This window comes from Senegalimassilia faecalis (assembly GCF_004135645.1).
GTDB classification, from domain to species: domain Bacteria; phylum Actinomycetota; class Coriobacteriia; order Coriobacteriales; family Eggerthellaceae; genus Senegalimassilia; species Senegalimassilia faecalis.
Genome location: NZ_SDPW01000001.1, coordinates 966,010 through 978,297, shown reverse-complemented (window position 1 = coordinate 978,297; position 12,288 = coordinate 966,010). Strand labels below are relative to the sequence as shown.

The window sequence follows — 12,288 nt, the reverse complement described above, 5'->3', positions numbered from 1 at the left end:
GTACCGCGCCGAGCACACTTTATCTATAAAAGGCCCTGAACTTCCAAAGCGGTTTGCAAAATATCATGCGCTTTGATGGTGCCTTCGCTTTCTTCGCCATCTTCGATTACCACGGCAACCACGATGCTTGCGTCGTCGGCGGGAGCCATGCCTACGAACCACATGTCGTTGCCGTCGTTTTTCTCGGCGGTGCCGGTTTTGCCGGCCACGTCCACGCCGTCGATGCGCGCAGCGGTGCCGGTGCCGTTATTCACGACGCCCTTGAGCACCTCGCGCACGCGTTTTGCGGTTTCGGCGCTGATGGACGTGCGCAGTTTTTGCGGTTGCGCCGTGAAGCTGCGTTCGCCGTTGGCGTTGTAGATGCCGTCGACCAGGTACGGCGTCATCTGCACGCCGTCGTTGGCGATGGCGCTGCCCACCATGGCCATCTGCAGTACGGTGGCCTGCGGGCCGGCCGGGCTCTCGTGGTTCATGGGGTTGACGGGCACGCCGGCGGCGGCCCAGGCGGTTTCCCATTCGGTCATTTCGTTGGGGTCTGCCATAAGCGACGTGTACATGACCAGCGGGAAATCGAACGTTTGGTTGAACCCGAAGCGCTCGGCGCCTTCCACCAGCTTGTCGGCGCCCATTTGCACGCCTAGCTGGCCGTATACGGTGTTGGCGGACCACCAGGTGGCCTGCTCGAGCGTTTGCGTGCCGTAGCTCATGTGGTTGAAGTTCGACACGGACGCGTTTCCGATGTCGATGGTGCCCGGCGACGAGAACGTGGTGGACTCGTTGGCAACATCGTCCTCAAGCGCCGTGGACAACGTGACCATCTTGAACGTGGAGCCGGGGGCGTATAGGTTGCCCGTTGCGCGGTTGATAAGCGACGAGTCGGAGCTGTCGGCGTTCGCCGCGGCGATGACCTGCTCAAAGTTGGCGGCGTCGTAGGTCGGCGCGCTGGCCATGGCAAGGACGGCGCCTGTTTTCGGGTCCATGACCACGGCAGCGCCCTTCTTGCCGGCGATGGCGTCCTGCGCTGCCTGCTGGATCTTCGAGTTGATGGTGAGCGTCACGTCGTTGCCCGTCGTGCCGATGCCGGCCATGTCGTTGAGCACATCAGTCCAGGTGGCGAAGTTCTCCTGGCCTTTGAGCGTGTCGTTGTACGCGTCTTCAATGCCCGACGTGCCGTACTGCTGCGACACGTAGCCCACCACGTGGCTGGCCAGGTCGCCGGCAGGGTAGATGCGGCTGTAGCTGCCGTCGTCGTCAAGCACGCTGCGTGCCAGCACGATGCCGTCGTATGTGGAAATGGTGCCGCGCTCGCTTTTCGCTTCCTTGGCAAGCGTGTGGTTGTTGCCTGGCATGCTTTGGTAGGAATCGGCGTTCACCACCATGATCAGCGTCAGGTTCGCCACCAAAATGGCGAACAGCGCGCTGCAGAACAACATGCTGTGCGTCAGGCGTTTGCCCAGGCTGATGCGGCCGAGCACGCTGTTGGAGTGCAGGCTGGACGTGGTGCCGTTCAGCATTTCGGACTCGATGCCCGTGGCCTCGTCGCCCGCGCGCAGCAGAAAGCCCACGATGATGAAGCTGCCCAGAAGCGACGAGCCGCCCTGGCTGATGAACGGAAGCGTTAGGCCCGTCAGCGGGATGACGCGCGTGACGCCGCCGACGATGATGAACGCCTGCAGCACGATCATGCTGGTCAGGCCCACGGCCACGAAGCTGGACACGTCGGACTTCGCGCGCGCGGCCGTCAAGAAGCCGCGGATGGCGAAGCACAGGAACAGCAGCAGCACGCCCGAGGCGCCCAGCAGGCCGATTTCCTCGGCGATGTCGGCGAAAATGAAGTCGCTTTCCACAACGGGGATGGCGCTGAACGCGTCGGTGCCGCCGGCAAGGCCATTGCCCAGGCCCACGCCGAACAGGTCGCCGTCGGCAATGGAGTACAGCGCCTGGCACAGCTGGTAGCCGGTGTTCTGCGCATCGGCGAACGGGTCAAGCCACGTGTTCACGCGCACCTGCACGTGGCTGAAGGCCATGAAGGCCGCCACGCCGCCAATGGCCATAAGGCCCAGGCCGATGATCAGGTAAAACTTCTTGCCTGTGGCAACATAGAGCATCAGCAGGAACACGAAGAAGAACACCATGGCGCTGCCGAGGTCCTTCTCGAAGACCACGATGAGCATGGCCACGCCCCACATAAGCAGCAGCGGCAGCAGCGAGCGGATGTCAGGCAGGCGCAGCGGCCCCATGCGCACGGTGAACACGGACAGCATTTCGCGGTTTTCCGCCAGATAGCTTGCCATGAACAGCACGATGACGATTTTCGCGATTTCGCCTGGTTGGAACGAGAAGCCGCCGATATGCAGCCAGATTTTACTGCCGTAGATTTCTTGGCCCAGGCCCGGGATAAGCGGGCTGAGCAGCAAGATGATGCCCGCAAGCATGAGCGTGTATTTATAGTTGGCAACCTTGTCTAAGTTGCGGAACAAAAGCAGCACCGAAACCATGCAGCCAACGCCTACGAACAGCCACATCACCTGGCCTTGCGCCATGTTGGGGGCGTCGGTGAACGGGGCGATGCGCGTGATGAAGGCGATGCCGATGCCCGAAAGCGAGAACGCAAGCGGCAAAAGTGCCGGGTCGGCGCCGGGGGCGAGCTTGCGCACGGCAAGATGCGCCACCACGAAAGCGGCGAAGATGCCGATGGGCACGCTCAGCGAATCGAAGTTGACCTGCTGGCCTTCGTTGATGGCGATCATCACGAACAGCAGGGCCACCACGGGAGCGGCCACCAACAGCAGGATGAGTTCTATGTTGCGACGGGACATGGCGGGCTATCCTTCCGCCTTGTTGTGCTGCGCCGCCTCGTCGCGGTACTGCTGCACCAGGTCGTTTGCGGCGTCAAGCGTGTCTACGCGAATGCCGTCTTGCAGGCGCGCGGCGGTGCCGGGCTGCAAGTCGGACACGTTCACATCCGTTGTTTCCACCTGGCTGTGCAGCGGCATGCCGAACACGTCGGCGGGCACGCCGCTGTACACGGCAACCTTGCCGTTGTCGTTGCCCAGGTAGGCGGTGGTGTGCAGCCACGTGTGCACGCCCCAGGCCGTGCCGCCAAGAATAGCAAGCAGCAGGACGAACACCAGCGCCACGGACAGCTTCGTTTTGCGCGCCATCTTCTTGCGGCGCTTCTCGGCGAAGCCCGTGACATCGGCCACGATGACGGTGACGTTGTCGTGGCCGCCGGCGGCGATTGCCTCGTTGACCAGCTGCGATGCGCAGCGTTGCGGGTCGCGCACGCGGCGCATGGTGGCTTCGATCTGCTCGTCGCGAATCATGGACGACAAGCCGTCAGAGCACACCAGCAGCCTGTCGCCGGTTTCGACGTTGATCTCGTACATGTCGGGGCGCGTGTGCGGGTCGCTGCCAAGCGCGCGCGTAATGACGGAGCGCTGCGGATGATGGCGTGCCTCTTCGGGCGTGAGCTGGCCGGCTTCGATCATGTCGGTCATCAAACTGTGATCGCGCGTGAGTTGTTGGAGTTTTCCCTGGTGAAGCAGGTAGGCGCGCGAGTCGCCGACCTGCGCGATAAGCAGGCGCTCGTTCTCGAGCATGCAGGCGGTCATGGTGGTGCCCATGCCGTCGCGGCCGCGACCGTCGTGCGCAGCGCGGATGATTTCGCGATTCGCCTCTTCGACGGCGTGCTCGAGTACGGCTCCGTCAAGATCTTTCGGGGCGAATTCCGCCAGCACGTTCACGGCGATTTCCGATGCCACTTCGCCCGCTGCATGGCCGCCCATGCCGTCGGCAACGGCGAACAGCGGCGGCGTGACAATTAGGCTGTCTTCGTTGTGGTCGCGTACGCAGCCGACGTCGGTGCGGCTGCCGAACGTGGTGACGGCGCCTTTGCGGGTGCGTTGCGTGGACTTATAGGAACGCTGTTCACGTGCCATTATGAAAACCTCACACGAATGGCCACGTCGCCCACGTTAACGGTGTCGCCGCTACGCAGGGCGGTGGGCTCGGTAATAAATTGGCCGTTCACGGCCGTGCCGTTGGTGGAGCCAAGGTCCTCGACGAAGAGGTTTTGCCCCATCAGGCTGAAGCGGGCGTGCCTTCCCGACACATAGCCCGCGCCGATGACGATGTCTGCGCCGGGGTTGCGGCCCACGATGACCGGCCCGCGCACAACGATGGACACGCCGCGCAGCTCTTTCGGGCCGCGTTCGACCGAAAGGCTCCAGGTGCGCTCGCGCTTGCGCTGGCCGCGCACGGCGCCGATTCCCGTTTTCATGATGGCGAACAGGAACAGGTAAAGCAGCGCAACGAACAGCAGGCGAATAAGAAGTAGCGCGTAGTCAATCACGGGGTGTCCTTCGCTTTTCCGTTATGCCAGGGTGAACACAAGGTCGGTGGTGCCGACGGAGATGTGGTCGCCCTCGTTGAGCGGCTGGCTTGCGATGGCGCGGCCGTTGACGTACGTGCCATTCGTGGAGCCAAGGTCGGTGATGATCCACATGCCCTGCGGGCTCAACGTGATTTCGGCATGGTTGCGCGACACGTTGATGTCGGGGATGGTGATGGTGTTGTGCGATTCGCGGCCGAGCGAAACGCGGGCGCTGGCCAGGTCGAACGCGCGGTTCGCGGCCGTGTCGATCAAGCGAGCACGGCCAGCTGCCTGATGCGGCTGCTGCAGGTCGGCCGGGTTGCCTGCGAACACGACGGTGTTGGCGGCAGCGGCCGGCTGGGGCGCGCCGTACTGCTGGGGCGCGGGCTGCGGGATGGCCTGCGGCTGGGGCGAGGCCTGTGCAGCAGCGTAACCGGCTGCGGCACCTGCGGCCGCCGCTCCGGCCATGGGCGCGGCGCCGAAGTCGGGCTGCGGCATGGGCGCGGGCGCGGGCGCGGGCTGGTAGCCCTGCGGCTCCCAGCCGTTGGAAGCGGGGGCTGCCTGCTGGACGGCCGGTTGCTGATAGCCCCGGTCGTACGGTTGCTCGTACTGGTTATAGTGCGGCTGCTCGTACGGGGCCTGCTCGAAGTACTGCTCAGGCGCCATGGCGGCAGCCGAGCGGCCGAACTGCTGCGCAGGGTAGGCGGCCTCCGCACCGTAGCCGTTGTTCGCCAGGCCGTAACGCTGCATTTCCTCGTTGCGCAGCTGCGCGATGATGGGCGCGGCCACGGCTTCGGCGATGACGTCGAACTTGCCGTGCTTGAGGCCCTCGTCTACGATAAAGCGCACGAGCGGCTGGCCGTCCATCATCAGGCCCTGCTCGGACGCCTTCGCGGCCAGGTACGTTTCCGTTTCGCCTGCAAGCGTGGGGTAGTAACCGAACAGGCGACGGTCGTCGTCGGGGTTCACCAGCACGGTGTACAGCGTGGGCGCGTATTGCTTGCCGGCGCCGACCATCTTTTCGCGGCGCATCTGCTTTTCGGCTTTCTTAGCAATTTGAACAGGGGAAATAGGGGCGTCGAACATTTTGTCCGCAGTGCCCTCGAACGTATCCTCCATTTTGCCCTCGAACTTCGAGAAGATGCCCATTACCGCTCCTTGCAACGCTGTCTCATATATCGGCGGCGCGTGCCGCAAATTATCCGATGCTCCATCATGACACAATCATAATGGCTGCCCCAGGCCTTTTACGCAATCGTCATTTTATCGTAAGCGGAAAATTGCCTGGTGCACGCCGGTGGCACGCCCGCTTGCGAATGGGGGGCAGGGAGGAAGGTAAAGGCAAGGCGAAGGCGTGGGCGTAGCCGATGGCATTGGCGGGGTGAAGGGACGGCGAAGGCGGGGCGAAGGGGCTGACTTTCCACCGTGTTGCCGCTCGGGTCGGTGTGAAGCGAGTGGCGAAGGGACTGGCCTTTCCCCTTTCCTCTGTCCCATTAGAAAGCGGAGGGATAAAAGCGGCAGCGTTGCGCTCTTCGGAGCGGCGCAGGCGGTTCAGGAAAGCGTTCGCGCTTCTGCGCTTGGCAAGAAATCGGCATTTCTGTATCCCGATGACCTCCCGGGCGCTCTCGTGGCAAGAAATCGGCATTTCTGTAGCGCGAAACCCTTTTCGGACTCTTGAAACCCTACAGGAATTGGGGTTTCTTGCCAAAAAGAGGATTTCTCGGCGGATCGGAGCTACAGAAACCCGTTTTTCTTGCCACGAGAGCGCGATTTTGGCATGCAGGATACAGGAATCTCAATTTCTTGCCAGATTTGGACTTCGTGCGCCGAGGATTTTGGCGAAGCTGGCTTCACAAAAATCCGCGCTGGGCTATTCGGTTGGTTGCGCATCTTCGACCATGCGCATGAGGTCTTGCTGGTTGTGCACGTCGCACTTGCGGTAGATGTGGCGAATGTGGGTCTTCGCCGTGCCTTCGGAGATGTAGAGCTTCTCCTGGATGTAAGCGGCGTTGTGGCCCTTGGCCAGGAAGAACAGGATTTCCGTTTCCCGGCGCGACAGCAAAAACGTGTTGGCCACCGTCTCGCACTTGCCGCGGAAGCGCCCGCCGCCGCGCACGGCGTCGTTGCCGTTCGCGGGCTTTGCGGCCGGCTCCTGCGTAAGCGGCGTGCGGCTTACGGTGACGAAGGCGGTGCTGCTCGCAGGCATCGAACCGGCAGCGCTAGAAGCGGAAGAGCTATGCGTTTGCGCAGGTGAGGCGGTTGCAGAAGCTGTGGCACTGCTTGTTGCGACGGCGTTGCCCAAAGCGCCTTCGCCGTTTTGCGCGGGCTGCTGGGTTTGGGCGCTTGCGGTGCCTTCGACTGCGGCAGGCGCGTCGGGCGCGGCATTGCTGGAGCTTGCGGCGTTTTCAGCCGCCGCCGAGGTGCCCGGCGTGCCCGATGCGGCATCAGCGTTGTGCGCGTCGGCGCGTTCTTCCTGATGGGAAGCGCCTTCGACGCTCGCGTTCGCAGTGCCCGTGGCCACATTGGTCGTCGCTTCCGACGTCGTACCCTGGGATGCGCTCTGGCTAGCGGCTTGCGCACCAGCCTGCGCACTGCTCGCCGCCGCGGTGGCACGCTCGCGTTCGCGCTGGACGGCGTCCATGAACGAACGCGTCATGCCCTGGGCCTCGCCGCAGTTGCGCGCCTGGGCCACGCGGGCGGATTCCCTTTGGCTCTCAAAGCTTTCGGACACGGCCTTGACCAGCGGACACGGAGCCACAATGGCCTCGATCTCGCGCTCGCGCGGCAGCAGCGCGTAGGCGAACATGATGACCAGCAGCATCAGCAGCACCACGGTTTCGCCGCCAAACGGCAGGGCATGCACGTAGTTCACGGCAGCCACCGGCGCCAGCGTTCCGATCATGATGGCGAAGGCTAGGATGCCGCGGCCCAGGCCGAACACGAACACGGGCGACAGACGGAAGCGTTGCGACAGATCGCCGAAGAAGATCCACATAAGCGATTCGAAGCACAGGAACCCAACCAGCAGAAACACGCTGGTCAGCATGTAGTTTTCCGTGCTGGCGAATGGGATGAAGAACATGGTGACGGCAACGAAGGGCACCAGCGGCTGGAAAAAGCGGCTCCAGCGGTCGCTGCCGCCCAGCGCCATGATGGTGACCAGCACGATGACGGTGGCGCACCCGGCGGCCAGCATCAGCATGGGCTGCGTGCCCACACTGGGGTTCATGACCAGGTTCTGCAGGGAATTGCTGCGCAGCAGGCCCAGCGCAATGCCCAGCGCCAGCACCGGCATACCGAAGCGTACGATGAACTTGCCGCGGTTGATGGGCAGCGGCTTGAAAATGGGGACATCGTTGCGTTTGAAGTACGCATCCGGCGTTTTCTTCCACAAAATGGCCAGCTCAAGCAGGGGAACCAGCGCAGTTGCCGTGCCGGAGATGGGGAAGGGCGCGTAATGCAGCACGCTGGCGAACAGCACGATGGAGATGGTGATGGCCACGGCGGTGTTCAGCACGATCGACGCGCTGTCGCAGCGGGCGAACGCCGTGCCCCAGTAGATGATGAGCGTGGCCGAACCGATACCGGTCATGATGCCCGAAATCAGCTCGAACAGCGGGAACCCGGTGCTCGGCGGCGCCATAAGCAGAAACGTGCCCACGCACGACAGGCATGCACCCACGCACAGCAAGGTGCGGGTGGTGTAGGCCTTCAGGAAGCGCTGGTTCGTCAGCGCCATGAACAGAAGCGCGCAAACGTAAACGCATGAAGAAATAAGGTAAGGCAGCGACACGCTGCTGTTGTAGATGCCGTTGAACGTGTGCGCCGCGCCGAACACCGAAGCGGTGCCGAACATGGTCGCGAACACCCATGCTTGGTGCAGGCCGTAGCCCACCGACAGCATGCTGAGCTCTCCAAAGGCGCTTTCATCTCCGAAATCAGCCTTGAGCGTGATTCGAGGAACACGTACCCCCATACGCAAAACCCTCCTATTTTATTGCATCCTCTTCGATTCCCTATAATAGCGGGCGCAAAGGGGCAGTGGTATGAGGGAGCGGGGTAATTTTCAGGGTGAAAGCGTCAAGGTAAGCGTCTCACCTGGGCATATGGAAAAATCATCCTCGGGGGATGATGGCGTGGGCGCGGGGCGGAATCGGCTGAAATCGTTCGATTGTTTCGCTTGAGTGCGCTCATGGAGAACGCTCAAGAAGACGGCTTCGCATGCGCATCTCCGGCGTCTCTGTGCTGCCGCGGCGTTGGGGCGGCAGGCGGGTGGTGTTGGGCCGGGATTGGCGTCGCCAAGGCCCGGGAAAGGGGAACGCCGTTTTCCCGTTCGGTGGCATCGGCGACGCCCTCGTGCCGTCTTGCGCGATCGCGAAAGGGGCCGCCGGGGCTGGCTGGTCGACCAGCCCCGAGCAGGCGGCGGGCGAAACGCTATGCCACCGTGATGACCACGTTGTCGTAACGGTTGAGCTGGGTGCTCTCACCCGTGGTGCCCTGGCCGTCGTGCGTGGTCTGCGTGCCCGGCTTCTGGCTTTCGGCCGCATACACCGTGCACGTGTACTGCTTGCCGGACAGGTAGTCCTTCAAGCTGGTGACGTCGTAGTTGTGAATGGCGTCGATGCCATTCTGGTTCTCGCTGGACATAACGTCCTCGTTCAGCAGGTCTGCAACCGTGCTGCCCTCGGGGACAAGGACCAGCTCGCTACGAATCGCGCCGCCCTGGGCGGTTTCGTCGAGCACGCACGTGATCTCGTACACACCCTTGCTTTCCACCTGAGTGCCCTCATCGCTGTGGACGTAGTAGAACGCGTAGGCCGGTACGGCGATCAGCGCGCATGCGCAGCACGCAACCGCGATGGCAAGAATCTTCTTGCCCCAAGATGCGTTGACCATAAGAGCCTCCCTTCTCGCATAACTGTGAGGAACGGAAAGCCCCGCTTTCGGCAACGTGATTGGAAGTATACGGGGCGTGCGTTTTCGCCGCAAGGCATTCGCACGCGTTTGAACTGGGGAAATGCAGAATAAGCCCGCGCGTATGATGCTTGAAGGCCCCGGCGCGGCCCGTGCGGGCCAACAAGTTCGCCATTTTAGGGTTTGCGGGATGATAGGGCGCCCGCCGCGCTTCCTATAATGAGCCGCAGCGAAGAGGAAACGCCCGTGACCTGCAGGTTTACGGGCAATCGCCGCCATGGGGCGCGGCGTGCGGCATGTGTTGCCGCCGCCAAGTGCTTGCGGTGAGCTTGCAAGGCCCGCGCCGTGCAAGCTTGCGAAGGCCCGCGCGCAACGCCGCGCGGATGCCGGGCGGCCTGATCGGAGAACAGGGGGACAAGGCAATGGCCGAAGACCAAATCGTCGACTTGTGGGACGAAGAGGACGAGTTCGATCCGTTGGCCGTGGACGATCTGGACATCAACCAGGAGGACATGGACGACGACAACCCGTTGGATACGGTGGACTATCCCACCATGCGCAACATGCCCGAGGGCATGCAGCGCGAGTCGGTGTACAGCCCCGAGCGCCAAGGCGGCGCCGTTGAAGCGGTGCTTGCCATGCTCGATCACAACCCGGCGCGTCGTCCGGTGCTCGTTTCCATCCTGGGTTGGTGCGAAGGCGGCTGCCTGAACAGCGGGCTGACCGAGAAGGTTGACGCGCTGCAGGCCGACAACCGCTCCGTGTACGGCACCACCACGCTGTGCCGCATGCTCGAACGCGCCGGCGCGCTGGAACTTGAGATGCCCGAGACTGTCGAGGAGCACGAGGACATCGAAGAGGGCGTCGAGTATCTGGAAATCAAGGAGCGCGTCGACCCCACGTGGCGTACCACCGAGGCCGGCAAAGAAGTGTTTGCCCAGATGACCGACGGGTCGGCGTTCCGCGACATGGTGTTCAACCGCGACGTGAAGTACGTGGAGGTGTACCGCGCGGTCATGAACTTCGTTGCCGCAAGCCCGCGCTCGAAGGATGACATCGAGCAGCTGGTGGACGGTTTCGAAGTTGTGCAGAGCCCGCGCCGTTTCGGCGGGCACTTCATCGACATGCTGGAGCGCACCGACGTGCTGCATTGGAAGGACCGCTCGTGGCAGCTGACTGACCTGGGCCGCATGATGCTGTCCGAGGTGAACGCGCAGGTTGAGAAGAAGGGGGAATAAGGGATGGCAGAGGAAATGGTTGCGGCGCAGGAGGCCGAGGAAATGGATCTGGCGGCGCTGATGGACGGCCGCGCGCGTACGTATGGCCTGATGGCACGCTTGTTCCTGAAGGAAGTCGACAAAGCGGTGCTCACTGAGTTGCAGGGCATGCGCTTCCCGGCGGCCACGGGCAACGCGAAGGTAGATGAGGGCTACCACATGCTGTACGACTACCTGCGCACCAGCTGGGACGATAGCATCACTGATCTGGCCATCGACTACGTGCGCACGTTCATCGGCCACGGTGTGAACGGCTTTTCCGCCGCATACCCCTTCGAAAGCGTGTACACCTCCGAGCGTCGCCTGATGATGCAGGAGGCGCGCGCAGAGGTGCTGCAGACGCTGCGCGAGAACAACCTCAAGCGCGGCCGCTGGACCGAGGGCGAGGACCACATCGCGCTGGAGCTTGAGTTCATGCAACGCATGGCCATGCGCACGGCCGACGCCCTGCGCGCCGGCGACGAGGACAAGGCCATCGAGCAGCTTGAGACGCAGCGCACGTTCGCGCAGGACCACCTGCTGAACTGGCTGCCCATGATGACCGAGGACATGCGTCGCTTCTCACACACCGCGTTCTATCAGGGCTTGGCCCAGCTGGTCATGGGCTACGTCGAGGAAGACGCCGCCGTGCTTGAAGAGCTGCTGGACAGCGTAGAGGAAGCGGCATAGCGGCAGGCCGCAAACGTGTTTCGCGCTGTTGCGGCGAAGCGTTGCTTACTAATAAGGTAGAGGCTGCGAAAACGCGGCGGTTGCTGTTGGGCCCGGCGGTTGCGCCGGGCCCTTTTGCGTTTCGGGTAGCACGGGGGGCGGCGTTCGTCCGGGCGAGGTCGGGTGCGGCGGGCCGTGCTAACCGGTTGCGGCTGGCCGTGCGCGCAAAAACCGCTCATGTATGTGATTTGCTGGAAAGGTGCCAAGTAGCGTTGTATGACGCGCATCTTTGACCTGGGGAAATGGAAATGGAGTTGCCGTTGCTACGCTTGCTGGTGCGATTAAATCACATACATGAGCGATTTTCTGTACGCGCGCACTCGTGAGGATCGCTTTTTCGCTTTGCGGATGGTGTACGCTATGCGGCGTTGTGATTTTGCGATCGAAAGGGTTTGCCATGAGGGTTTGCGTGTTCGGCTCGTCGAGCTTGAATCTGGACGCGGTGTACGTGGACGCGGCGTTCGAGCTGGGGCGCACGCTGGCGAAACACGGCCACGGCATGGTGTTCGGCGGCTACGACGTGGGGCTGATGGGCGCGGTGGCGCACGGCGTTGCAGCCGAGGGCGGCAACGTTATCGGCGTGGTCACCGAGGGCCTGAACCAGAAGGGCCGCGACATCTTCCCGTGTGAAGAGCTCATTTGCGAATCTGACCTGGCCACGCGCAAAACGCGCATGATCGAGCTGGCGGACGCGTTCGTGACCATGCCGGGCGGTCTGGGCACGTTCGACGAGTTCTTCGTGGTCGTGTCGCAGGTGAAGGCGGGCGAGCTCGATGCGAAAAGCGCCATTCTGAACGTGGGCGGGTACTTCGATCCAATGGTGGAAATGCTCGACCGCGCATGCGAAACGGGCCTCAACTCCACTGACTGGCGTCGCGATTGCGAAGTATTCAACGCCCCCGAACCTCTTGTGGAGTGGCTGGAAGGATAAATAAGGTAACGAAACGCTTCCCTTTTCTGACTAATAGGCTGCTGTGGCTAGCACTCGAGGCCAAAGAGTGCTAACTTTCGTAG

Annotated in this window: 9 protein-coding genes; 3 read left to right on the top strand and 6 right to left on the bottom strand. The window is 62.7% G+C overall.

The window, feature by feature from the left end; genetic code table 11:
- Positions 1–23: 23 nt before the first annotated feature.
- From ET524_RS04065 to ET524_RS04040, 6 genes are all read right to left on the bottom strand, one after another.
- Positions 24–2,819, bottom strand: a complete 2,796-nt coding sequence (locus tag ET524_RS04065; RefSeq protein ID WP_129423454.1) for an FtsW/RodA/SpoVE family cell cycle protein — start codon at positions 2,817–2,819, stop codon at positions 24–26.
- A 6-nt stretch (positions 2,820–2,825) separates the two neighbouring features.
- The gene (locus ET524_RS04060; RefSeq protein ID WP_129423452.1) at positions 2,826–3,941 is read right to left on the bottom strand and encodes a Stp1/IreP family PP2C-type Ser/Thr phosphatase; all 1,116 of its coding nucleotides are present in this window, start codon (positions 3,939–3,941) and stop codon (positions 2,826–2,828) included.
- Complete coding sequence (locus ET524_RS04055; protein ID WP_129423450.1) at positions 3,941–4,354, bottom strand: FHA domain-containing protein; 414 nt, start codon at positions 4,352–4,354, stop codon at positions 3,941–3,943. The genes ET524_RS04060 and ET524_RS04055 overlap by 1 nt, the downstream gene beginning before the upstream one ends.
- A 21-nt stretch (positions 4,355–4,375) precedes the next feature.
- Positions 4,376–5,524, bottom strand: coding sequence for an FhaA domain-containing protein (locus ET524_RS04050; protein ID WP_129423448.1), 1,149 nt, complete (start codon positions 5,522–5,524; stop codon positions 4,376–4,378).
- A 721-nt stretch (positions 5,525–6,245) separates the two neighbouring features.
- Positions 6,246–8,351, bottom strand: a complete 2,106-nt coding sequence (locus ET524_RS04045; protein WP_201738656.1) for a helix-turn-helix transcriptional regulator — start codon at positions 8,349–8,351, stop codon at positions 6,246–6,248.
- 458 nt (positions 8,352–8,809) lie between these two features.
- Complete coding sequence (locus ET524_RS04040) at positions 8,810–9,271, bottom strand: hypothetical protein (RefSeq protein WP_129423446.1); 462 nt, start codon at positions 9,269–9,271, stop codon at positions 8,810–8,812.
- Between the two features lie 440 nt (positions 9,272–9,711).
- On the opposite strand from ET524_RS04040, the gene ET524_RS04035 reads away from it, so the two are divergent.
- The 3 genes from ET524_RS04035 to ET524_RS04025 all read left to right on the top strand — a co-directional run bounded on the left by ET524_RS04035 (position 9,712) and on the right by ET524_RS04025 (position 12,205).
- Positions 9,712–10,527, top strand: coding sequence for a hypothetical protein (locus ET524_RS04035; RefSeq protein ID WP_129423444.1), 816 nt, complete (start codon positions 9,712–9,714; stop codon positions 10,525–10,527).
- 3 nt (positions 10,528–10,530) lie between these two features.
- Entirely contained in the window at positions 10,531–11,235 is a 705-nt protein-coding gene (locus ET524_RS04030) for a TorD/DmsD family molecular chaperone (protein WP_201738655.1), read from the top strand.
- Positions 11,236–11,671: 436 nt separating this feature from the next.
- A complete protein-coding gene (locus tag ET524_RS04025) occupies positions 11,672–12,205 on the top strand; it encodes an LOG family protein (RefSeq protein ID WP_129423442.1) in 534 nt (177 codons plus the stop codon).
- Positions 12,206–12,288 lie beyond the last annotated feature (83 nt).

Excerpts from the sequence above, each read along its gene's own strand:
- ET524_RS04065 (WP_129423454.1), bottom strand. The coding sequence starts at position 2,819 with ATGTCCCGTCGCAACATAGAACTCATCCTGCTGTTGGTGGCCGCTCCC.
- ET524_RS04060 (WP_129423452.1), bottom strand. The coding sequence starts at position 3,941 with ATGGCACGTGAACAGCGTTCCTATAAGTCCACGCAACGCACCCGCAAA.
- ET524_RS04050 (WP_129423448.1), bottom strand. The coding sequence starts at position 5,524 with ATGGGCATCTTCTCGAAGTTCGAGGGCAAAATGGAGGATACGTTCGAG.
- ET524_RS04045 (WP_201738656.1), bottom strand. The coding sequence starts at position 8,351 with ATGGGGGTACGTGTTCCTCGAATCACGCTCAAGGCTGATTTCGGAGAT.
- ET524_RS04040 (WP_129423446.1), bottom strand. The coding sequence starts at position 9,271 with ATGGTCAACGCATCTTGGGGCAAGAAGATTCTTGCCATCGCGGTTGCG.
- ET524_RS04035 (WP_129423444.1), top strand. The coding sequence starts at position 9,712 with ATGGCCGAAGACCAAATCGTCGACTTGTGGGACGAAGAGGACGAGTTC.
- ET524_RS04030 (WP_201738655.1), top strand. The coding sequence starts at position 10,531 with ATGGCAGAGGAAATGGTTGCGGCGCAGGAGGCCGAGGAAATGGATCTG.
- ET524_RS04025 (WP_129423442.1), top strand. The coding sequence starts at position 11,672 with ATGAGGGTTTGCGTGTTCGGCTCGTCGAGCTTGAATCTGGACGCGGTG.